Source organism: Arthrobacter sp. YC-RL1 (assembly GCF_001454985.1).
GTDB lineage: Bacteria > Actinomycetota > Actinomycetes > Actinomycetales > Micrococcaceae > Glutamicibacter > Glutamicibacter soli.
On sequence record NZ_CP013297.1, the window covers coordinates 3,671,554 to 3,693,081 of the forward strand.

24 protein-coding genes and 1 pseudogene are annotated in these 21,528 nt (G+C 64.7%); 12 read left to right on the forward strand and 13 right to left on the reverse strand.

Annotated features, from left to right (window positions below):
* Positions 1-11: 11 nt before the first annotated feature.
* Both ATC04_RS19960 and ATC04_RS19965 read left to right on the forward strand, forming a co-directional pair.
* Entirely contained in the window at positions 12-344 is a 333-nt protein-coding gene (locus ATC04_RS19960; RefSeq protein WP_231736023.1) for a MerR family transcriptional regulator, read from the forward strand.
* A 12-nt stretch (positions 345-356) separates the two neighbouring features.
* Positions 357-809: a GyrI-like domain-containing protein gene (locus ATC04_RS19965; protein WP_231736025.1), complete on the forward strand. Its 453-nt coding sequence runs from the start codon at positions 357-359 to the stop codon at positions 807-809.
* On the opposite strand, the gene ATC04_RS16880 is transcribed toward ATC04_RS19965, so the two are convergent.
* The 3 genes from ATC04_RS16880 to ATC04_RS16890 all read right to left on the reverse strand — a co-directional run bounded on the left by ATC04_RS16880 (position 806) and on the right by ATC04_RS16890 (position 3,248).
* A complete protein-coding gene (locus tag ATC04_RS16880; RefSeq protein WP_231736027.1) occupies positions 806-1,744 on the reverse strand; it encodes an EamA family transporter in 939 nt (312 codons plus the stop codon). The two genes, ATC04_RS19965 and ATC04_RS16880, sit on opposite strands and share 4 nt — an antisense overlap.
* Positions 1,741-2,310, reverse strand: a complete 570-nt coding sequence (locus ATC04_RS16885; RefSeq protein WP_231736029.1) for a TetR/AcrR family transcriptional regulator — start codon at positions 2,308-2,310, stop codon at positions 1,741-1,743. The genes ATC04_RS16880 and ATC04_RS16885 overlap by 4 nt, the downstream gene beginning before the upstream one ends.
* A gap of 62 nt (positions 2,311-2,372) precedes the next feature.
* Positions 2,373-3,248 carry a LysR family transcriptional regulator gene (locus ATC04_RS16890; protein ID WP_047118142.1) on the reverse strand — a complete coding sequence of 292 codons (876 nt, stop codon included), beginning with the start codon at positions 3,246-3,248 and terminating at the stop codon, positions 2,373-2,375.
* Between the two features lie 116 nt (positions 3,249-3,364).
* Here ATC04_RS16890 and ATC04_RS16895 point away from each other — a divergent pair, with 116 nt between their 5' ends.
* Both ATC04_RS16895 and ATC04_RS16900 read left to right on the forward strand, forming a co-directional pair.
* Positions 3,365-4,531, forward strand: coding sequence for an FAD-dependent oxidoreductase (locus tag ATC04_RS16895; RefSeq protein ID WP_047118143.1), 1,167 nt, complete (start codon positions 3,365-3,367; stop codon positions 4,529-4,531).
* Between the two features lie 23 nt (positions 4,532-4,554).
* Positions 4,555-5,799, forward strand: a complete 1,245-nt coding sequence (locus ATC04_RS16900) for an allantoate amidohydrolase (RefSeq protein WP_047118144.1) — start codon at positions 4,555-4,557, stop codon at positions 5,797-5,799.
* Positions 5,800-5,875: 76 nt separating this feature from the next.
* Here the strand turns inward: ATC04_RS16900 and ATC04_RS16905 are convergent, their stop codons facing one another.
* The 4 genes from ATC04_RS16905 to ATC04_RS16920 form a co-directional block, all read right to left on the reverse strand.
* On the reverse strand, positions 5,876-6,214 hold the full coding sequence (locus ATC04_RS16905) for a hypothetical protein (protein WP_152666767.1): 339 nt from the start codon (positions 6,212-6,214) through the stop codon (positions 5,876-5,878).
* Between the two features lie 202 nt (positions 6,215-6,416).
* Complete coding sequence (locus ATC04_RS16910; protein ID WP_047118146.1) at positions 6,417-7,547, reverse strand: tyramine oxidase subunit B; 1,131 nt, start codon at positions 7,545-7,547, stop codon at positions 6,417-6,419.
* A gap of 49 nt (positions 7,548-7,596) precedes the next feature.
* Positions 7,597-7,944, reverse strand: coding sequence for a P-II family nitrogen regulator (locus tag ATC04_RS16915; protein ID WP_047118147.1), 348 nt, complete (start codon positions 7,942-7,944; stop codon positions 7,597-7,599).
* Positions 7,945-7,967: 23 nt separating this feature from the next.
* Positions 7,968-9,206 carry an ammonium transporter gene (locus ATC04_RS16920; protein ID WP_047118148.1) on the reverse strand — a complete coding sequence of 413 codons (1,239 nt, stop codon included), beginning with the start codon at positions 9,204-9,206 and terminating at the stop codon, positions 7,968-7,970.
* Positions 9,207-9,592: 386 nt separating this feature from the next.
* Between ATC04_RS16920 and ATC04_RS16925 the strand changes: the two genes are divergently transcribed.
* Together ATC04_RS16925 and ATC04_RS16930 are read left to right on the forward strand one after the other, a co-directional pair.
* Positions 9,593-10,354: a gamma-glutamyl-gamma-aminobutyrate hydrolase family protein gene (locus tag ATC04_RS16925; RefSeq protein ID WP_052772216.1), complete on the forward strand. Its 762-nt coding sequence runs from the start codon at positions 9,593-9,595 to the stop codon at positions 10,352-10,354.
* A gap of 41 nt (positions 10,355-10,395) precedes the next feature.
* Positions 10,396-10,953 carry a TetR family transcriptional regulator gene (locus ATC04_RS16930; RefSeq protein WP_047118149.1) on the forward strand — a complete coding sequence of 186 codons (558 nt, stop codon included), beginning with the start codon at positions 10,396-10,398 and terminating at the stop codon, positions 10,951-10,953.
* Here ATC04_RS16930 and ATC04_RS16935 read toward each other — a convergent pair.
* Positions 10,950-11,573, reverse strand: a complete 624-nt coding sequence (locus ATC04_RS16935) for a thymidine kinase (protein WP_047118150.1) — start codon at positions 11,571-11,573, stop codon at positions 10,950-10,952. The two genes, ATC04_RS16930 and ATC04_RS16935, sit on opposite strands and share 4 nt — an antisense overlap.
* A 341-nt stretch (positions 11,574-11,914) precedes the next feature.
* Between ATC04_RS16935 and ATC04_RS16940 the strand changes: the two genes are divergently transcribed.
* Entirely contained in the window at positions 11,915-12,211 is a 297-nt protein-coding gene (locus ATC04_RS16940) for a hypothetical protein (protein WP_047118151.1), read from the forward strand.
* Here the strand turns inward: ATC04_RS16940 and ATC04_RS16945 are convergent, their stop codons facing one another.
* Together ATC04_RS16945 and kynU are read right to left on the reverse strand one after the other, a co-directional pair.
* A complete protein-coding gene (locus ATC04_RS16945; protein ID WP_047118152.1) occupies positions 12,212-13,594 on the reverse strand; it encodes an amino acid permease in 1,383 nt (460 codons plus the stop codon).
* 121 nt (positions 13,595-13,715) lie between these two features.
* Entirely contained in the window at positions 13,716-14,996 is a 1,281-nt protein-coding gene (gene kynU, locus ATC04_RS16950; protein WP_047118153.1) for a kynureninase, read from the reverse strand.
* Positions 14,997-15,102: 106 nt separating this feature from the next.
* Between kynU and ATC04_RS16955 the strand changes: the two genes are divergently transcribed.
* The 4 genes from ATC04_RS16955 to ATC04_RS16970 all read left to right on the forward strand — a co-directional run bounded on the left by ATC04_RS16955 (position 15,103) and on the right by ATC04_RS16970 (position 18,339).
* A complete protein-coding gene (locus ATC04_RS16955) occupies positions 15,103-15,588 on the forward strand; it encodes an Lrp/AsnC family transcriptional regulator (protein ID WP_047118154.1) in 486 nt (161 codons plus the stop codon).
* Between the two features lie 225 nt (positions 15,589-15,813).
* A complete protein-coding gene (locus ATC04_RS19525; RefSeq protein ID WP_047118155.1) occupies positions 15,814-16,230 on the forward strand; it encodes a hypothetical protein in 417 nt (138 codons plus the stop codon).
* A complete protein-coding gene (locus tag ATC04_RS16965; RefSeq protein ID WP_231736031.1) occupies positions 16,214-17,674 on the forward strand; it encodes a HAMP domain-containing sensor histidine kinase in 1,461 nt (486 codons plus the stop codon). Before ATC04_RS19525 ends, ATC04_RS16965 begins: the two co-directional genes overlap by 17 nt.
* Positions 17,671-18,339, forward strand: coding sequence for a response regulator transcription factor (locus tag ATC04_RS16970; RefSeq protein ID WP_047118157.1), 669 nt, complete (start codon positions 17,671-17,673; stop codon positions 18,337-18,339). The genes ATC04_RS16965 and ATC04_RS16970 overlap by 4 nt, the downstream gene beginning before the upstream one ends.
* Before the next feature lie 103 nt (positions 18,340-18,442).
* On the opposite strand, the gene ATC04_RS16975 is transcribed toward ATC04_RS16970, so the two are convergent.
* Both ATC04_RS16975 and ATC04_RS16980 read right to left on the reverse strand, forming a co-directional pair.
* The gene (locus tag ATC04_RS16975; RefSeq protein WP_047118243.1) at positions 18,443-19,294 is read right to left on the reverse strand and encodes a polyphosphate polymerase domain-containing protein; all 852 of its coding nucleotides are present in this window, start codon (positions 19,292-19,294) and stop codon (positions 18,443-18,445) included.
* Entirely contained in the window at positions 19,294-19,929 is a 636-nt protein-coding gene (locus ATC04_RS16980; protein ID WP_047118158.1) for a DUF4956 domain-containing protein, read from the reverse strand. Before ATC04_RS16980 ends, ATC04_RS16975 begins: the two co-directional genes overlap by 1 nt.
* A 750-nt stretch (positions 19,930-20,679) precedes the next feature.
* Here ATC04_RS16980 and ATC04_RS19530 point away from each other — a divergent pair.
* Positions 20,680-20,826, forward strand: a pseudogene (locus ATC04_RS19530) (IS110 family transposase); the annotation flags it as partial.
* Positions 20,827-21,122: 296 nt separating this feature from the next.
* On the opposite strand, the gene ATC04_RS16985 reads toward ATC04_RS19530, so the two are convergent.
* Entirely contained in the window at positions 21,123-21,524 is a 402-nt protein-coding gene (locus ATC04_RS16985; RefSeq protein WP_047118159.1) for a hypothetical protein, read from the reverse strand.
* Positions 21,525-21,528 lie beyond the last annotated feature (4 nt).

The window sequence follows — 21,528 nt, forward strand, 5'->3', positions numbered from 1 at the left end:
TAACTGAAGACATGTTGACCATTGGGCAGTTCGCGCAGATCGGCCAGGTGACCCACCGCATGCTGAGGCATTGGGACACCGCTGGCCTCTTGGTCCCCGCCCACGTGGACCGGGCCAGCGGCTATCGATCCTACGATCCCTCGCAGCTGCATCGGCTGCACCGGATCGTCGCGCTGCGGCAGCTGGGGTTCGGCCTGGACGAAATCTCGTTGATGCTCGAAGGCGCAGTAGATCTCGAACGGCTCAAGGACCTGCTTCAAGCCCGCAGCTCTGATGTCGCCGCCGAGTACGAACTGGCAACCACCCGGCTGGCGGATGTCCAACGCCGGTTGGATCTCATCTAACAGGAGCACCACATGTCCAGGATCGAACTGATCGACAAGCCGTTGCCGGCGCTGCGACTCGCCGCGCTGACACGTACCGTGCAGTCCCAGCCCGAAATCGCGACCGTCATCGGCGGCATGTTCGCCCAAGTCGAGGCCGCGCTTCCCGAAATTCCCGACTCCATGGCCATTGCCCAGTACCGTCCGGTCGAAGACGGGCTGGAAGTCACGGCGGGTTTCGAATATGCAGGGCCGGCGGTGGCCGGATGCGACATCGTTGAGCTTGGCGCGCAGCCGGCGGCGCTATGCGGGGTGCATCTGGGGTCCATGGACCGCATCCACGAAAGCTGGCAGGCGGTGCACCAGGAAATCCTCGACCGGGGTTCGGCCCCCAGCGGCCCGTGCCGGGAACTGTACGTACGCTCGGAACCGGAGGACCAGTCCGACTGGGTCACCGAACTGCAGCAGCCCTACGCGCGGAGCTAGTCGACGTCCAGCAGCACGCCGGCTCGCAGCGGCACCCGGGACCGGGGCCGCGGAAGCAGGACAACCAGCGCCGCAGCGATCAGCACCATGCCAACCCACCCCATCAGGCCCACGCGCTCGCCCAGCAGGAACACGGCGAGCGCCGCGGCAACGGCAGGTTCGCTCAGCGTGACGGTGGTTGCGGTACTTGCCGGGATCCGGGACAGGGCGATCCCGAACAGGACGTATCCCAGGAACATCGGGACCAAAGCCAGATAGGCGGCGACCGCGAAATTCAGCGGATCCTGTACCAGCGGCGCCCCGGTGGCCAGCAACACCGGCATCAGCAGCAAACCTCCCAGGCCGAAAACCGCTCCCACCGCTGCCTTCCGTGGAATCCCGTTGGCCATCAGCCGTCCGGCGGCCCAGGAATAGACTGCGTAGCTGGCACCGGCGGCAAGTCCCAGCAGGCAGCTGGCAAAGACCGTTTCGGCATTGGCGTTGTCCCCCTCGGCTCTGGCGAATCCCAGCAGCGTACTGCCGGAGATGCCCAGCGCCGCGGCCAGGTACCAGCGGGTGGTGAGCTTGATTCCGTCGATGAGCCGCTCAAGAAGTCCGGAGAACAGCGGTGCGGTCCCCAGCGAAATCACGGTTCCCAGGGCGACGCCGCCCAGATGCATGGACGAATAGAAGGCCAGCGGATAAACCAGGATGCCCACGGCCCCGAGCATGACCAGGCGTCGGTTGATCACCAACGGGACTCGGGCTGCCTTCAGGGAACGTGCGCCGAGCACCGCTTGGAGCAGCCCGCCGATGCCGAGCGACGCAGCCCCGATGGCCAGGGGCGAGACGCCGTGGGCCTGCGCCGCGGCGGTGCCGGTGGTTCCCCAGAGCACCGAAGCCGCCAGCAGCATCAGCACCGCTGTGCCCTGCGCACCGCCGGCCGGATTTTTCACAGGGCACGCACCATGCTGGTGATCAGCGACTTGGCTCGGTGCAGCAGTTCGCTGTGGCCTTCCAGGCCGGCCCGCGAGATGGCGCCCTCAAGCAGGAAAGAGATCTGTTCGGCGAGCGCGGCGGCCTGCCTGGAATCGGTCAGCGATTCAAGATGTTCGCGGAGCAGGTCTTCAACTTGGGCCTTGTGCCCGGCCACGATGGACCGTCCGGGGTCTCCCGCCGGCAGCTCCGCGGCCGCGTTCAGCAGCCCGCAGCCGCGGAAACCATGCTCATAACCGGCCTCGGCATGGTCGAGGTAGGCGTCCACGATGGCCAGCACGCCGCCGACCGGATCCGAGGACGCACCGAGGCGGGCGCGATATAGTTCCAGCCATTCCTCGTGGCGGGCCTGCAGGTAGGCCGCCACCAGCCCCGACTTGGATTCGAAATTGTTATAGAGGCTCATCTTGGCCACTCCGGCTTCCGCGATGACTGCATCGATGCCCGTGGCGGAAATGCCGTGGGCATAGAAGAGCCGGGCCGCGGCATCCAGGAGCTTGGATCTGGCATCAAGACGCGGGGACAAGGGAACCTCCAAGTAGACAGGTCGGTCTAAATAGACAGACTAGTCTAGTTAGACCGATCAGTCTAGGTTGTTCCCGCGGCTTCCTTCAGGCATCGCAGAAACACGTCCGCCGCGGGATTATCCGAGCTCGCCGCCGCATAGAGGGCGCTGCGCGGATTGCCGGCGATCGGCCGGAACACCACCTCCGGCATCTGGAAACGCGACACCGAGGCCGGAAGGATCGACACCCCGAGCCCGGAGGCCACGAGCCCCAAGATGGTTTCCTGATGGATGGCGCGTTCGACGATGCGTGGCGGGGAAAAGCCTTCGAACAACGAATGCACCAAGGTGTAGAAACCATTCATGTACTTGTAGGGGAAGAGCACAAAGTCCTCACCCAAAAGCTGCTCAATCTCCAGCTCCGCCTGCCCCGCGAGGCGGTGGTCCGCTTGGATCACCGCTACCAGCGGCTCGGCAAGCACCTCGGTGAGCACGAGTCCCGGAACCGGAGCCGGGTCACGCAGGATTCCCAGATCCAGCTTCCCATCCAGCAGCTGGTCAACCTGCTCATCGGTGGTCAACGGGCGCAGCGCAAGATCCACACTGGGCCGCAGCTCGCGAAATAGCCTAATGGCACCGGGCAGGGCCGCATAACTGGCCGAACTGACGAAACCCACGGCGATCCTGCCCCGCAGCCCAAGCCCGGCCTCGGTCAACTCATGGTTGGCCCGCTCAAGATCCGCCAACAGCGGGCTTATCCGATCGCGATAGGCGCGCCCCGCAGGGGTCAGCTCGACGCTGCGCGTGGTGCGGCTGAAAAGCCGCACCCCGAGCTCCTGCTCAAGCTTCTTGATCGCCACGGTCAAGGGCGGTTGCGACATCCGCAGCGAGTCGGCGGCGCGCCCGAAGTGCAGGTGCTCGGCCACCACGAGAAAGTACTGAAGCTGTCGAAGTTCCATGCATCTATTGTTGCACGAACACTAATAATTTCATTGAAAATAGTATTGGACTAGATAATAATTTTTGTGGGTTACTGGAAGCGGAACAATCGCACACCGCCGTCCAGGAGCACACAATGAGTCAGAAGACCCACGCCCCATCCGCCGAATACATTGTCATCGGAGCGGGCTTGAGCGGTGCCGCAGCCGCATGGAAGCTCGCCCAGCGCGGCCACGAAGTCGCACTGCTCGAGCGCAAGGTTCCCGCCGCGGCCGATGCCAGTTCGCATGGCTCGGCGCGCATCTTCCGCTACGCCTACCCTGACAGCTTCTACACGGATCTGGTCTGCAGGGCGCGGACCGCCTGGGACGAACTTGAGCTGGCCAGCGGGCAGCAGCTGATCTCCCCGCACGGCTCGGTCGACTACGGGGCATTGCGCAACCCCCGCCATTTGGCGTCGGTATTGGAATCCGCGGGAGTCGAGCACGAACTGCTCAGCGCATCCGAAGCGCGCGACCGCTTCGCGGGCATCGACTTCGACACCGAGGTGCTTTGGCATCCGGGTGCCGGCGTCATCGATGCCGAACGGTCGGTGCAGGCCATGGTCGCCCAGGCCAAGGTGCATGGTGCTCGGATCGAAACCAACTGGCCCGTCGCATCCGTTGAAGCAGCCGGCAGCGGCTACCGGGTCAACAGCGCGGACGGGCGCTCCTACCTCGGGTCCAGAATCGTCGTGGCCGCCGGAGGGTGGCTGCCCGGGCTGCTGGGCAACCTGCCGCTGTCCGCGGGCTTCGCAGGCAGCGTGCCGACGATGGACGTCTACCAGGAAAACGCATACCACTTCCCCTACCGCAACCAGGATCCCGAGGCCCGCCTGGCCTGGCCCACGTATATCCACAAGGATCCAGCATTCAAGTCCTATGGCCTGCCTGGCGGACGCGATGCCGGGTTCCGCGGTCAAAAGGTCGCCGAATACATGGGCGGGCGCCGAATGGACAGCGCCGCGGCGCAGGACGGGCGCATCGATCCGGCCAACCGCGAACGCGTCATCGACTACGTCAAGCGCTACCTGCCCGGTCTGGACCCGACCCCGTATGCGGAGACCACCTGCATCTTCACGTCCACGCCCACCGAGGACTTCATCATGGACGAAACCCAGGGCATCACCATCATGTCCCCCTGCTCGGGACACGGGGCGAAGTTCGGCCCGCTGCTCGGTGACCTGGCCGCAGACCTGGCCACCGGAACCGGCACGGTTCCGGAGCTCTTCCGCCTGTCCTCCCATGCCAAGGCCCTGGCCTAGAGCGAACCCGCAGGAGAAATCGCATGCATCATCTTGACACCGCCAGCACCATCCCCGCTTCCACCGTCGCCTCGCTGATGGGGCAGATCGCCGGCATCGGGCGGGACCGGCTGCGCGGCGGCTACACCCGTCCCGTGTATTCCACTGCAGAGCTGGACCTGCGCGGCTGGTTCACCGAGCAGGCCGCCGCGCGGCAGCTGAGCGTGGAGCAGGACGGAAACGGCGCGCTGTGGGCTTGGTGGGACCTTCCCTCCGGGATCCGCGCGGACGCCGTGGCCACCGGAAGCCATCTGGACTCGGTCCCCGGCGGCGGGGCCTTCGACGGGCCGCTGGGGGTAGCCAGCGCGCTGGCCGCCGTGGACATCCTGCGGTCCAGGAACCTGAAACCCACCCGCCCACTGGTCTTGGCAGTCTTTCCCGAGGAGGAGGGATCCCGCTTCGGGGTGGCCTGCCTGGGTTCACGGCTGCTGACCGGCGCCATCGACCGGGACAAGGCGCTGAACCTGCGCGATCCGGACGGCAACACCTTCGCCGAAATCGCCGCGCACCATGGGCTGGACGTACGGCGCATCGGAGCGGATCCGGCGCTGCTCGGACAGCTCGGCGCCTTTGTCGAACTGCATGTGGAACAGGGGCTCGGGCTTGGACAGCTGCAGCATCCGGTGGCCGTGGGCGGATCCATCCTGGGCCACGGGCGCTGGAAGCTGTCCATGTCCGGGCAGGGCAACCACGCCGGCACCACGCTCATGCGCGACCGCCGCGACCCCATGGTCGCCGCCGGCCGGACCATCGCCGCCGTGCAGCAGATTGCCCGCGCCCAGGACAACGCCCGCGCCACCGTCGGAAGGCTGCACCCCGTTCCCGGCGGCACCAATGTCATTGCCTCGCGCGTGGATTTCTGGCTGGATGTCCGGCACCCGGACGACGCGGTCACCGCAGCCGTGGTCCAGGACATCCACCGCGCCGCGCAGCAGATCGCGGCGGAAGAAGACTGCGGCTTCGAATTCTCGCAGGAGTCGCTCAGTCCGACCGTCGGCTTCGACGCCGACTTGTCCCGCAAGCTGGGCGCGTCGCTGGGCAACGCTCCCGTCTTGGACACCGGAGCGGGCCATGATGCGGGCGTGCTCGCCGGGCACGTTCCCAGCGCCATGCTGTTCGTCCGCAATCCCAGCGGCATCTCCCACTCCCCCGAGGAATACGTCGAGGATGCGGATGCCGAGCTCGGCGCGCTGGCACTGGCTGACGCGCTGCAGGGCTTGTTGAGCTGATCCCCGCGCCAGACGAACCCCCGGGCTTTCGCCCGCGCCGCCGAAGCTGCCACCGGCAACCCGAGGCTCGTTCCAGTCAGAAGGACTTCAACAGCGCCGGGACATCGTTCCGGTCGGGATTCGGGTGCCCGTAGTTTCGCGCACGTACCGCGACCACCAGGCCGAGCACGAGCAGCAGCAGCCCCGCGGCCGTGGTGAATCCCAGTAGGGCCGCCAAGCATGCGGCAAAGAGGATCAGCGTGTTGCGGCGGTAGACTCTCGCCACCGACCGCGGCTGGGAACGCGCCGCGTTGCGTGTCGCCAGCCAGTACACCACCGCGAGGGCCAGCTGCGGCCAGCCCGCTGCATAGCCCGGCAGCAAAAGAATCCCCGCGCCGGATGCCGCAAAAAACAGAACTTCGGCCGCTGGCCTCATCAACAAGCACCTCCCCGTGCATCACTAGGACCCCATGCTATCGGCCGCCCGGCGCATCCGGCCCCACCCGCCACGCGGTCGGGCGCGGACGTTAAATAGCAGTTAAATAGCAGTTCCCCGGACGGGGGCCACACTCCGCCGTCCGGGGAACTACATCCATGCGGGCTCCGTTTCCGAAGCCCGGGTCTCTTGCCGGGTGCCGCTACGCGAGCACCGGGGCCTGCCACAGGTTCAGCACCTGGCCGAGGTCCTTCTGCTCCGCCGAACGGTACAGGTCCGTCGCCCACGCCACGTCCTCGATCGGCATGCCGCCGACCGAGTAGAGGATGATCTCCTCGTCATTGCGGCGCGCGGGGATCTTGCCGGTGGCCACGTCCGCGATTTCCTCCAGCTTGGACTCGGGCAGCTTGCCCTCGCGCATCAGGTCGTGGAAGTGCGTACCGGGGATGCCCAGCAGCTCGTAGGCCTGGGTGTCGTATTCCTCGGCCCAGGCGTCGTACAGCCCCCGGGCATCGAGCACCAGGCGGGCCTGGTTGATCACGAAGTCGTCGTCGAACCTGGCCGCGGCCGGCAGAAGGAACAGCGCCCCGGGCTTGATGGCGGAGGCCGGGAAGTACGGGAAGGCCCCGGAACCCTCGATGTCCGTGCTGGTGGTAGCCATGACGATGTCCGCGTCCTTGATGGCCTCCTCGATGGTTTCCGCTGCGATGACGTTGGCCACCTGCGGGAAGTTCTCGCGGATGTACGCGGCAAAGGTTTCCACGCCGGCGGCCGAACGCCCCTTGATGCGCACGGTGTCGATGCCCGGGCGCAGGGTCAGCGTGGCGTCGATGACGGACTTGGCGATCACCCCCGGCCCCACCACGGCGGCGATCTTCGCATCTTCCCTGGCCAGGTGCTTGACGCCCACGCCCGGCACCGCCCCGGTGCGGTAGGCGCTGAGCAGGTTGGCGCTCATGATCGCCATCGGCGCCCCGGTATCGGTGTCGTTCAGGGTGAACAGGTGGATGGAGCGGGGCAGGCCCTTGGCGCGGTTGGCGGTGTTGGAGCCGTACCACTTGACACCGGTGGTGCCGAAGCGGCCGCCGAGGTAGGCGGGCATCGCCATGAAGCGGCGGTCCGGGCCGTCGCAGGGCATGCCCTCGTGGACCGGCACCTCGGGGAAGGTGACCATCGCCCCGTGGGAGTTGCCGTTTTCGCCGGCCATCATGTAGTCCCCGTTGCGGAGCAGAATCAATGCCTCTTCCATGACGTCGGTGCAGCGGGCGATGTCGGTGACGCCGGCGGCGATCATGTCCTGTTCGCTGAGGTAGCGGAAGTTGATTGCGGTCATTGGTGGACCTTTCGTGAATGAAGTGCGGAAGCTGGTGGTTGGTGGATTTCTAGATGGCCGCTTCGCCGGTTTCGCCGGTGCGGACGCGGATGATCTGCTCCAGCGAGGCAACCCAGACCTTGCCGTCGCCGATTTCGCCATCCGGGCCTGTCCGCGCGGCCTCCAGAATGGTGTCCAGCGCGCTGTCCACCTTCGCGTCCGGAACGAGCAGTTCCAGCCGGATCTTGGTGCGGAAGTTCACCGAGTATTCCTGGCCCCGGTAGTATTCGGTGCGCCCGCCCTGGACGCCGCGGCCCTGCACCTCGGTGGCGGTCATTCCTGTGAATCCGGCTTTCTCCAATGCGGCGCACACGCTTTCGAGCCGGATCGGCTTGATCACTGCGGTGACGAGTTTCATTTGCCTGCCTTTCGATGCGGGACTTAGAACGGACGGCTGTCGTAGGCGGTTTCGGCATGGACCGAACGGTCAAGTCCGGCTTCCTCGTCCGCCTCGTCCACACGGATCGGGCGGATCTTGTTCATGACCCACAGGATCGCGAAGGTCATGCCGAAGCTGTAGCCCAGCGTGACCGCAATGGCGATCAGCTCGCTGCCCAGCTCAGAGAACGCCCCGCCGAAGACGATGCCCGCCATCTCGCCGGGAGCCACCGGGTTGGCGAAGAACGTGGCGAACAGCGAGCCGGTGATGCCCGCGATGCCGTGCACCGCGAAGACATCCAGCGAGTCGTCGATGCGGTGGCGGCGTTTCCAGGTGATGGCCCAGGCCGCGGCCGCCGCAGCCAAGAAGCCGACCATGATGGCGCCGACCGGGCCGACCACGTCGGCCACCGGGGTGATGCCGACCATGCCGGCGATCGCGCCGGTTCCCAGGCCCAGCATGGTGGCGTGCCCGTCGCGGATCCGTTCGATCGCGATGAATCCGAGCATGCCGCCGCACAGCGACAGCAAGGTGGTGAGCACCACGTACTGGGCCAGGAAATTCGCGCCCCCGGCCGTGCCGCCGTTGAAGCCCATCCAGCCGGTGGCCAGCAGGCCCACGCCGATCATCATCAACGGGAGGTTGTGCGGACGTCCGGCCTGCGCCTTGCGGCGGCCCAGCACCACCGCCAGCGCCAGGCCGGCGGCGCCGGCGTTCATGTGCACCGCGGTGCCGCCGGCGAAATCATGGAAGCCCAGCTGGTTGCGCATCCAACCGCCCACGGTCCCGGCTTCCGGATTGTCGAAGGCGAAGACCCAGTGCGCCAGCGGGCTGTAGACCACCAGAACCCACAACGCCACGAAAACCAGCCAGGATCCGAATTTCATGCGGCCTGCGGCGCCCGAGGCCACCAGGGCGGCGGAGATCGCGGCGAACAAGACGTAGAACGCCGCCCAGAAGGTTCCGCCGGCCTCGTCATCGCTCATGAAGTCGGTGTAGAACGAGAAGTCCAGCGGGTTGCCGATGAGCCCCAGTCCGCCGACCGAGTCGCCGAGTACAAGCCCGTGGCCGACCACGACGTAGACGACGCCGGTCACGGCCAGTGAACTGAGCACCATGAGCATCATGTTCAATACGTTGCGTCCGTTGAGCATGCCGCCGTACAGCATTGCCAGCCCAGGAAACATCAGCAGGACCATGGCGAATGCAGCCAGCAGCCAAGCCATGTCAGCAGCTTCCATCTCGGGACCCCTTTCGAAGAGTTTGAGTGCGAGTGGGTTCAAACTATCGACGTGAGATTCCGCGGTGCTTTCGATTTTGTTTCTGCGAAGAAACAGAATGTTTCATTATTCGAGCCACATATCGCGGTCGTGACATTTATGTAAATTGCGCGTCGCTGCCCGAAATAATTTTTGCCTCGCATTCACTCCGGGAGTATTTTCGAGAGCACATTCATACACGCCAGCACGGGATTGTTAACGGAAGGCTATTGAAGAATTTCCGGAAATCCCGATGAAACAATCCTGACCTAATCACGAAATCACGCGGTTTTACACTGGCAGGGCACCCGCGAATTTACCGCTCCGACGCATCTGCCGGGAGCGGCCAAAGCCAAATGGAGCCCGACATGGAACCGATGAAAATTGCCGTCCTGCATATCCGCGACACTCGCGAGCACGACCCCGGATTCCAGCTGGAGCTGGACGAGCTCAATGCCAGCGCCGCCACACAGATCCTCGCGGAGGGGCATGAACCGGAACTTGTCGCGACCTGGCAGCTGTCCTTGGAACAGGTGCAGCAGCTCGTGGACTGTTCGGATGCCGTCATCATCATGGGCGGCGAAGATGTGGACCCGGAATTCTACAACGGCCCTGAAGACTACCCGGGATCCGGAACCCACGAGCCGCAGGCCGACCGCATTCAGATCGCCGCCATCCGCTACGCAATGGCCACCGGCACTCCCCTGCTGGGCATCTGCCGGGGCATGCAGCTGCTCAACGTCGCCTTGGGAGGAACCCTGGTGCAGCACCTGCACAACGTGCAGGACCACCGGTGCGAAGGGACGGATCCGTTTGCGCAGACCCGTGTGGGCTTTGTCGCCGAAGCGCTGGCCGAAGACTTGTCGTCCGGGGACCTCCACCTATGCTCGCACCATCAAGCCATCCACGCCCTCGGCGCGGGGCTGCAGATCGCGGCCATGTCCAGCGACGGCGTGATCGAGGCAGTGGTCCACGACTCCGCCAAGGCCACAGCGGTGCAGTGGCACCCGGAGCACTCGCAGACTGCTGCTGCCCAGCTGGGTCCGTTAATCCGGCGGCTGGCGCACCAGCACGCGCAACCGGCCGCAGGGGAGGCTGAAATCCTGCAGCACCAGTTCGCCGGCGCATAGCCGCCGGTCCGTGGGACAGGGCGTACGTCTAGACTTGAGGCATGGCATTGACTCAGTTAACGGTCGTGGATACCGCGGTCGACATCCTGCAACAGTTCGGATTGGCTGATTTGTCGATGCGTCGACTGGCCAAGGAACTGGATGTCCAGGTCGGCGCCCTGTACTGGCACGTGAAGAACAAGCAGGAGCTGCTGGCCCAGGTCGCGGCGAAGCTGCTGAACACCCCGGCGCTCGCGGTGCGGGCCGAGGACTTCGCTTCGCCGGGCGAGGCGGTGCTGCAATTGATGCGCAAGCTCTATCTGGCGCTGCTTCCCATCCAGGACAGCCCCGAGGTCATCGAGGTTGCCAGCGCCATGCAGGTGAAGGACCTTCAGCCGGTGCTGCTCCTGCGTGCCCTCTTGCAACGGGCCGGGCTGACTGCCGAGCAGGCGCGCTTCGGCCAGCAGCTTTTGCTCAACCACGTGCTGGGCTCGGTCGCCTACCGCCAGAACCTCATCCAGCTGGACGTGGACTCGGAGGAAAGCGACGGCTACGACTGGGGCCTGCAGCGGGCCGTCGCCGGGCTGCTTTCCCCGGCGCCAGCCCCCGCGCAGGATTAACCGAGCGTTCCCCCGGAAAGCTCCAAATAGCAGGCCGCGCACAGCGATTCGTACCAAACGTCCTCGCCGTCGATGGCCACCTGGTCCCCGTCGAACACCACGTTCTGGCCGATGCGCCGGGTGTTGAACATGGCCTTGCGCCCGCAGCGGCAAATCGTTTTCAACTCTTCAAGCGAGTGCGCCAGCTCCATGAGCCGGGCCGAGCCGGGGAACGCATGGGTGCGGAAGTCCGTGCGGATGCCGTAGGCCAGCACCGGAACGTCATCGAGCACTGCAATACGCAACAGGTCGTCGACCTGCTGCCGGCTCAGGAACTGGGCTTCGTCCACCAGCAGGCAGGCCACGGGCGGAGCGTCGATGTGCGGGACGAGCGCGTCCGGGTCGTCGCCCGAAGCCAGTGCCGCGAACTGCTCGCGGACGTTGTCCAAGGGCGACACAATCAGGTCCACCGCACGGCTCAGCCCGAGCCGGGAAACGATCGAGCTCTCCCCCTTGGTGTCCACCCCGGGCTTGGCCAGCAGGATCCGCTGCCCGCGCTCTTCGTAGTTGAAGGCGGCCTGCAGCAAGCTCGTCGATTTGCCCGAGTTCATTGCCCCGTATCGGAAATACAGCTTGGCCACAGTCGCCCCTTGTCGAATCCATCGGCCTGCCAACGGCAGACCACCTACGATTTTAGCGCCCGGGGCCCATTCCTCCATGACACTGCATGTCGTTCCGCGACCAATTGTGACCGAGCGGCGTGCGGATCGCCGCCGCCGCTTCCCCCGCACCGAAACGGTTTTATAGCATGGAGCCAGCTTCACGAGATCTGATCGCTGGGAACCCCACGGGTTCCGGCAAGGCTCCGACCGATCAGGCGCCAACCCCACACAGTTGTACGGCGGGTGGCTCGGATGACGAAGCGGCTCGCGGCGCATCCGGCGCTTCGGGCAAGGACAACAACCTGCAAAGGCGTGGACCCATGAGCAAGCAAACCCATCTCGGCCTGGCCGCGAAGCCGCTGACAGCCAACCCCCTGCCCCGCTTCGCCAATGACTGGATCAGCGCCTGGCTGCAGTTGGACGGCGGCACCGGGCTGCTGCATATCGGCGCGGGCCCGCGCGAATGGATCCTGGAACCGCTCGATCCGACGGCGCTGGGCGCCGCCGTAGATCCGGGAACCCAGATCGTGGGCCAGTTCAATCCCGATTTGAAGATCGCCCTGATCCCCGGATCGCATCTGGTGGCGGGCAGCTCGTTCTTCCGACTGCGCGCGTAGTCAGCTGCGCGCCACGGGCTGCCGGCGGGCGAAAACCAGCCAGTACAGCAGCGACATCACGACCACAAACGGCAGGCCGAAGACCAGCGTGAACTTGAATTCCTCGACGAACAACGTGGTCAGCAGCAGCCCGCCCAGCAGCGCCGCCCCGAGGATGGAAGCCGCGGGGTAGCCCGGCAGCTTGAATTCCAGCGGGCTGCGCTCGCGGGCGGCCTGACGGCGGAAGCTGACGTGGGTCAACAGGATCATGAACCAGGTGGCCAGCGCGCCGAAGGTGGCCAGCGACATCATCAGGCCGAAGCCTCCCTCGGGGAGCACCGCAACGGCGATCGCCGCCACGGCGATGCCTCCGCCTGACATCCACACTGCATGCACCGGGGAGCCGTTGCGGCTGGTGCGGTGCGCCAGCTTCGGGGCATGGCCTGCATCTGCCAGCGAGTGCAGCATGCGGGTCGCCGCGTAGAGCTGGGCGTTCATCGCCGACAGGGCCGCGATGATCAGCACGAAGTTCAGCACCGAGCTGGCAAAGGGGATGCCCACCTGATCCATGACGGTGACAAACGGCGAACCGCCGGAGATCAGCTCGCTGGTCGGCGCAATGGCAAGGATCAGCGCCATGGTCAGCACGTAGAACAGCAGCAGGCGCAGGAAGGAGACCTTGAAAGCCTTGCGCACCGCGAGCTGCGGGTTGCGGGCCTCGGCGGCCGCGATGGAAATCGCCTCGATGCCCATGTAGGAGAAGATCGCCACGATCACCGCGCTCCAGGTGCCCGACAGGCCGTTGGCGAAGAAGCCCGAACCAACGCTGTAGTTCGCGAACCCGAAGCCGTCGGCCGGGTCGTGGAACACCAGCCAGGCGGCGATGACGATGAAGGCGATGACCGCGAAGACCTTGATGGCGGAGAACCAGTATTCGGTGGTGCCGAAGACCTTCACGCTGGAGAAGTTCACCGCGAGAAGGGCGGCGGAGAACAGCAGCACCCACAGCACCCCGGGCACCTCGGGGAACCAGAACTGCATGTATTCGCCGATGGCGCTGACCTCCGTGCCGACCGCAAAGATCAGCGCTGACCAGTACATGTATTTGGTCAGGTAGCCGGCGTAGCGGCCGAGGTAGCGTTCGGCGTACACGCCGAAGGAGCCGGCCACCGGCTGCTTCACGGTCATTTCGGCGAGCGCTCCCATGACCAGCAGCGCGATCACTCCCCCCAGCACGTAGCTGAAGATGACCGAGGGGCCTGCCATCGCGATGGCGAGCTTGCTGCCGGCGAACAGTCCGGTGCCGATGGCGCTGCCCAGGGCGATCATCGCCATCTGGGCAGGGGTCAGCGATTTCTTCAGGCCGGGGCCGGGCCCCTTGGTTCCAACCGGCTGCTGCGCCAACGATGCTCCCTGCTGTGTACGTGTGCGGCACGCGGATCTTCATTTGCGCGCCGCGTCTAAGCGTACTCGGGAGCTTTCACCCCGGATCTTCGCCGAAGATCCGGGGTCTGGCGGATACCGCCTAGGTCACGGCATTTCGGACCGTGAACTCTTCGCGCTGCCAGTCGCCGGTGTGCAGAATCTCACGCAGGATTTCCACCGCATCCCAGATGTCGGTGCGCGAGAGGTACAGCGGGGTGATGCCGAAACGCAGGACCTCCGGCTCGCGGTAGTCGCCGATGACGCCGCGGGCGATCAGCGCCGCCATGATCTCGTAGCCGTGCTCGTGGCGGAAGCTGACGTGGCTGCCGCGCTGGGCGTGCTCGCGCGGGGTGACCAGTTCCAGGCCGTGGTCGGCGCAGCGGGTCTCGACCAGCTCGATGAACAGGTCGGTGAGTTCCAGCGAGGCGGCGCGCACCGCGTCCATGTCCGCTTCCAGGGCGATATCCAGCCCGACCTCGATCATGGCCAGGGAGGTCACCGGCTGGGTGCCGCACATGAAGCGGCGCACGTCGTTGGCCGGGGTGTAGTGCTCGGCCATCTCGAACGGGGCGTTGTGCGACCACCAGCCGGACAGCGGCTGCCAGAAGCGGTCGTGGTGGCGGGCGTTGACCCAGATGAAGGCCGGGGATCCGGGCCCGCCATTGAGGTACTTGTAGGTGCAGCCCACCGCGTAGTCCGCGTCCGCGCCGTTCAGGTCTACCGGGACCGCACCGGCGGCATGGGCCAGGTCCCAGATAACCAGCGCACCGGCGTCGTGGGCGGCGGCGGTGATCTGATTCATGTCCCACATCGAACCGGTCCGGTAGTTGACGTGGGACAGCGCCAGCACGGCGGTGTCATCGCCCAGGGCCGCGCGCAGCGAAGCCTCGTCGTCGATGAGCTTGACCTCGTAGGGCACGCCCGTTTCCTGCGACAGCGAGTTGACCAGGTCGGCCAGTCCCTCGGCGATGTAGATGTCGGTCGGGAAGTTGTCCCGTTCGGTGATGATGACCCGGCGCTGCGGCGCATCGGACTTCTGGATGCGCAGCGCGGAAGCCAGCGCCTTGAACAAGTTCAGGCTGGTGGTATCAGTGATGGCGGTTTCGCGGGGATGCGCTCCCAGCAGCAGGCCCAGCTTGTCGCCGAGCACCAGCGGAAGCTCGAACCAGCCGGCTTCGTTCCAGGAGCGGATCAGGCCTTGGCCCCATTCTGCGGTGACGACCTGCGCCGCGCGTTCGGCCGCGCCATGGGGCAGCGCACCGAGCGAGTTGCCGTCGAGGTAGATCACCGATTCGGGCAGCGCGAAGCGGCCCTTGAACCGGCGCAGCGGATCCTGCGCGTCGAGCTGTGCCAATTCCTCGCGGGTGTGTACCGTCTGCACGCTGTGCTTCCCTTCCTGGATGCCATGAATGTCCCTCCATCGTAGAATCAGAAGCAGGAAAATTTCTTGGGTTCCGAATTTTTGCAAATAATAGGGAGGCTGATCCGTGCCGGATTCAGTATGGGCAGTTTCGGGGGCCGACTCGGCGAATTCCGTTCACATCGACGAGGTTGACTTGGCGATCCTCGTCGAACTCAGCCGGGATGCCCGCCTGGCGAACAACGTCTTGGCGCAGCGGGTGGGCTTGGCTCCTTCGACCTGCCTGGGACGCGTCAAGATGCTGCGCACCCGCGGGGTGATCGAGGGCTACGAGGCGAAGATCAACGAGAAGCTGCTGGGTGTCACGGTCAACGCGATGATCTCCGTGATCGTCGCCCCGCAGGCCAGGGACCGGATGCTTCCCGCGGCCAAGGCCCTGGCGGCGCTGCCTCCGGTCCGCGACGTTTTCGTGCTCGGCGGCACCCCGGACCTGCTCATCAGGGTCGCCACCCGGTCCATTGACGAGTTGCGCACTTTCGTCGCGAGCCATCTGGGATCTAACCGTGCGTTCTCCTCCACGCAGACGAATATCATCTTCGAGCACCTGCGCTAGCCGGGGTGCCGGTGGACGTCAGGTGAACATCCGCTGAACTCCAGGTGTCTGCGCTGCGGGCTGCGCCGTCGCACCACATCATTCGAAGAATTCTGCGAACCCTCGATGACCTGATGATTTTCATTTCACATGGCCGTATCATGAGCCTTGCTGCGATTGGGGAGCACACCACACGATGAGCCGTTTTCTCATGTTCGTCTCATCTGGCACGACGAGAATGAGGACATGGGAAAACGCATAGCGCTTCGGGCGATTGGCCTGGTCGCGGCTCTCGCCGTCATCGGAGCGGGAATCGCGGCTCTGGCTCAGTTGGTCTCCGGACCTTCCCAGAGGGATCTGGGCCCAGGCATCGTCGTCCACCAATCCGAGGTGCCCAGCGAGGACGCCGGCTTCGCCGAGCGTACCGGGGAACCTGCCGACCCGTCGGCCATGCCTTCCCCGAGCAAAGACCCCAAGGAACCGGCCAGCCCGTCGGCCTCGGCGAGCCCCTCGGCCTCCAGCAAGCCGAGGCCTTCGAAAACCAGCTCTCCCAAGCCCACCCAAGGTCCGGTCAAACCGCTTCCGCCGAAGGCCCCAGTGGATGACGACGACGCTTGGGACGACGACGACGCCTACGATGACGACGATGATGACGACGACTAGCAGACCGCCGCGTCGCCGGGTCTCCATCCGAGCCCGCGTGCTCGCCTCGATGATCCTTCTGGTTGGCTTCGCCCTGGCGGTCTCCGGTGCCGCGATCTACGTCTACGAACGCCAGGAGCTCAACGCGCGCTTGGATGATTCGCTGACCCGCACTGTGGAGGAATTCCGGGTGCTGGCGGAAACCGGCATCGATCCGCAGACCGGCAACGGCTTCAAGCACGCCGAGGACCTGCTCTACACCGCCATGCAGCGCACGCTGCCCGCCCGCTACCAGGGCATGGTGGGTTTGAGCGCTGACCAGCTGCAGTGGACTGCCCCCGCCACCGTGGAAATGCGGCTGGAGGAAGACCCGCAGTTCCTGGAATGGGCCAAGACCAGCGCCGCGGACCAGCATGTGCGCATCGAGAATTTCGAGACTGAACTGAGCGAATACCGCGCCATCGTGGTTCCGATCCAGCTCTCCTCCGACCCCAAGCCAGCACGCTTCGTGCTGGCCTACGACTACACTGCCGAAGTCAGCCGCATCAACAAGCAGTTCATGGTGTTCTTCGGCGTGGGCCTGGTGGTAATGCTGCTTGCCGGAGGCGCGGCCTACCTGATTGTCGGGCGCATGCTCGAACCCATCCGCCGGCTGCGCGACACCGCCCGCCAGATCTCCGAATCCGACCAGTCCTCGCGCATCGAGGTCACCGGGGACGACGAGTTCGCGGAGTTGACGGTCACCGTCAACGACATGCTTGACCGGCTTCAGGACGCACTGAATTCCCAGCGCCAGCTGCTGGACGACGTGGGCCACGAGCTGCGCACCCCGGTGACTATCATCCGCGGCCACCTGGAGCTCATGGATGTCCAGGATTCCGAGGACGTCGCCCAGACCAAGGACATCGCACTGGACGAACTGAAGCGCATGTCGCTGCTGATCAACGACCTGATGACCCTGGCTGGGGCCAATCGCGCGGATTTCCTGTCCGCCAAGCCGACCGACATCGGCACCCTGCTGGACGAAATCCTGGACAAGGTCCGCGCGCTGGGAAACCGCGACTGGCGCATCGGCCACCGCGAGGAAGCCAACGTCACCCTGGACCCGGCCCGCATTACCCAGGCCATGTTGCAACTGGCCGCCAACGCCGTGAAATTCTCCGACGAGGGTTCGCGCATCGATTTAGGCTCGGCCATGCTCGAAGAGCAGGACAAGGCGCCGGTGCTGCGCCTCTGGGTGCACGATGCCGGCGTGGGCATCGCCCCCGAAGACCTTGAACGGATCTTCGAGCGCTTCGGCCGCGGCCAGAACAGCGACCGGGCCAAGGGCTCCGGGCTGGGCCTGAATATCGTATCGGCCATCGCCGATTCCCACGGCGGATCGGTCTGGGTGGATTCCGTGCCCGGCAGCGGTTCGACGTTCTACATCGACATCCCCTTGGCCGAAGGAGCCCACAGCGTATGAGCCTCATCCTGATCATCGAAGACGAACCGCGAATCAGCTCCTTCATTGCCAAGGGCTTGAAGGCCGCCGGCTTCATCCCCACCGTCTGCGCCACCGCGCGCGAGGGCTACGCCCAGGCCCGGTCCGGGAATTTCGAGCTGATCATCTTGGACCTGGGGCTGCCGGACGAGGACGGCTTCAGCCTGCTGCGTCGGATGCGCGAATCGCACATCGACGTCCCGGTGATCATCCTGACCGCCCGAAACAGCGTGGACGACACCGTGGCCGGGTTGCAGAACGGCGCGGACGACTACATGGCCAAGCCCTTCCACTTCGACGAGCTGCTGGCCCGGGTGCGGCTGCGGCTGCGCACCGAAGACTCGTCCTCCGACGTCTCGGTCCTTTCGCACGGAAACATGGAAATGGATCTGCTGCGCCGTCTGGTCACTGTCGACGGTGTCGAGGTGGACCTGTCAGCCCGGGAATTCTCACTGGCCGAGGCCTTCCTGCGCAACCCGGGGCTGGTGCTCAGCCGCGAGCAGCTGCTCTCCAGGGTCTGGGGCTACGACTTCGACCCCGGCTCCAACGTGGTGGACGTGTACGTGCGCTACCTGCGCAACAAGCTGGGCGGTGAGCGTTTCGAGACGGTGCGCGGCGTCGGCTACAGGCTGGCCCGCGAATCCTAGGATCCCGCAAAACCAATGCCTTGGCCGCCTGTCCCCTTGCGGGGCTGGCGGCCAAGGCATTGAGGAGCGCCTTCCGTGGAGGGGGCCGGAGGCGCCGGCCGCGCTAGCTAGCGGCGGCCTGCCAGGGCCCGGTGCCCCGGAGCTTCGAAGCGGGTCGCGGACCGCTGGCATGCCGGGACGACCCGAAACGCTGCTCCAGCAGCCGGCTCCACTTGTTGGCAGGAAGCTGCGGATTGAGCAGCGCAATGCCGATGCAGTACTTGCTCATGCTCACCGGGCGGATTCCCAGTGCCGCCAGCGCCTGGTCGCTGACTCCGCGCCCGTCCGCTGACTTGGTTTCCACCACCACCAAGTCCGGCCCCTGCACCTGCTGCCGGCCGTTGGCGTACTCCAGCTCCACGTCGCAGGTGACCCGTTCCCCGTCCAGCGGGTTCACGAAGGTGCTGCGGATGTAGGAGCTGTCCAGCACCGGCATCAAATCGGGCACCTCTTCGCCGTATTCCCTGGACACCACCTGGTCCAGGAACTCCAGCGAGCTGTCGGTCAGCCGCCCCGCGTCGTCCAGTTCCTGTTCGATGCGGTGTTTCACGGTGGCGCCGCGCAGGCCCTTGGTCTTGATCTCGAACATCGACAGCCCGGTGTCCGCATAGGTGCGGCTGCGCACCTTGTAGCGGCGCCGGCGCCCCTGGCGGTGCGCGCGGTACTGGGCGAAATCCTCGGTGTCGAAGTAGACCGATTCGTAGCGGAAGGTCCGCAGACCGTCGATCTCCATGATCTTGAAGTCCTCCCGCAGCCGCTGCGCCAGGGCCGTGAACTCTTGGGCGGTGAGCAGGAACTTGCGGTCCACGCGGGTCTGCAGGGCCGCCTGGTCGATCACCTCGTCCAGGCCGATAGGTGCACGGCACACCACTGCTTCTTCCAGCGCGGCTTTGGCGCGGCCTGCGAGCGGCTGCATCAGGACCACGTCTCCTGGGCGACCGGCGCATTCTGCCGGGGCGCGTTGGCCAGCTGGTACGAACCGCCGGATTCCCGCTCGCCGCGGCTCGGGCCGACCCGGAAACGCACGTCCACAATGGTCAGGTCGCGGACCATGTCCAGCTCGATGACCACGGTACGCAGGACCTTGGCGCCCAGCAGCTCCTCCAGGGCCCGGGCCAGATCTTCCGAGCGCGGGTAGGCCTTTTCCAGGGTCACTGTCTGGCGTTGGGTGCGCGGGGCGAAGCCGGGATGGTCGGCGAAGAACATCACCACGACCAGGGCCGCGGTCACCGCCGGGGAGAACCAGGCCGGGTCCGGATGCAGGCCGTTGACCAGGCCGATGGCCAGCGAGATGAAGTAGTAGGCAACTTCCTCCTGGGTCAGGGTGTCAGACCTCAAGCGGATGATCGAAAGGATGCCGAACAGGCCCATGCCCAGGCCAACCCCGGCGCCCGAGCCGGACAGCAGCATGGTGACCGCGAAGATGCCCATGCTCAACGCGATGTAGGCAAGGACCAGATCACGGCGGAAGTGCCGGCGGAAGTAGACGAAGTACACCAGCACGGTCATGCCAACGACGTTGGCGGCCAAACCCATCCAGAATGACAACATTTTATTTACCTTTCACCGAAAGTTCATCTCTTGTTTCAAGAGTAGGAAGGCCAAATGAAGGAAATAAAAGAAGCCGATGAGAAGACTCTCATGTGCGTCTTGGGATGCATGACAACAACTGACGGTCCGGCGCTACCGGTGGAGGCCCTGAAAAACCCGCATCAATAACCCGAGAGAACAAGGGACCCCGGCGCACGAGGAGTCAAGGGCGGATCGGGTGCCTCCGGAAGCGATCAGAAGATAGACCAACTCCAGCGTCTTCTTATCAACTAGATCGCTGAACCAGGCAGCTCACCAGCTTGCGGTGCCCCTTTCAGGAGCCAGATCTGCCTGATGCACCCATCGGAAGATTCGACCCACACCCCCAGTGCGTAGTCCTTCCGCACTTCGTCCCTAGGTGTACGGTCGCCTATTTCATTAGATACAGTGCGTCAGATGACCTTTTAATGCCTACCACCGGAATCCACGGGGAGTCCAATGGAATGTAGCAACAATAACGGTTCGGCGCGCGAAAGCTTGAACTTCTTTGAGTAAAACATTATATTTTCAATTTCTCTGGAGGCCGGTGATCCGTCAGATTTTTGAACGTAAATTACCAACAGACCATCATGGTGTCCGGTGACCGTGCCCAAAACCGTCTTGCAGATTCGATATAGCCGTTGTGGCGTGACACCGCGCTCAAGTTCAAATGCAGTCTTTTCGTACTTCTGGGCACTTTCTGGTTGCCACATTCCCTCAAAGTACCTTGCAAGCCGTGACTACTATGACCAGAAACGAGGCCAAGGCAAACGGCATAATCAGGCGCTCATCGCCCTGGCTCACCGCCGGCTGACGGTGCTGTTCGCGATGATCCGGGATGGGTCACTTTATGATGTTCCAGAGCTGAAAATTGCTTGAATTTAAACATGGGGGCACCCCCTGAATAGCGACTACCACTTGTCCCGGCGTCCGGCACCGCCCTTCCAGCGGGTTCGATCGGCTTGTTGAACCAATAACGTCACGACGACAAGTAAAGGTTGGAGTCCACGCGCCGATGTCTACAGATTTCGCTTATGAGTTATTGGGAAGCTACTTGCCCTACACGGAAAGCTGACATAACCGCCCCGGCGGGATTGCCTCGGCGTCATATAACGCACTGCGAAGAAAATTGCGGGCGCCATTATTGATTCGGCGGACCCTGAACCGAGCGTTCTTCAAACTCTTCCCTCACGACGCGACACATTGCCGGTTCTCGAATAGCGCCGATCCGCCAGGAACCTGAAGTGTGCCCCGATAATGGCCCCGGACGCCGCACTCACCAATTCCGTTGGCCACAAACCCAGCCATCGGCTCTCGGTCAGGCCAAGCAGCGCAATGCTGGCGAAGACCACTAGTGAAAGCGCCACACCAGCCAGATTTGGACGCAGAAAATAGTACATCGCAGATCCACACAGCACTCCTACGGCTACTCCCAGCAAAAGCAGTGGAAGCACACCCACCCCCACGAAGGACAGAGACAACGCAACTGCCGACAATGGAGCGGCGATGGCAACGGCCCAGGACACGGCGTCGGCCCCCTTGGCATAACGCGGTTTGCGCTCAGCTTTCTCAATCATTGTC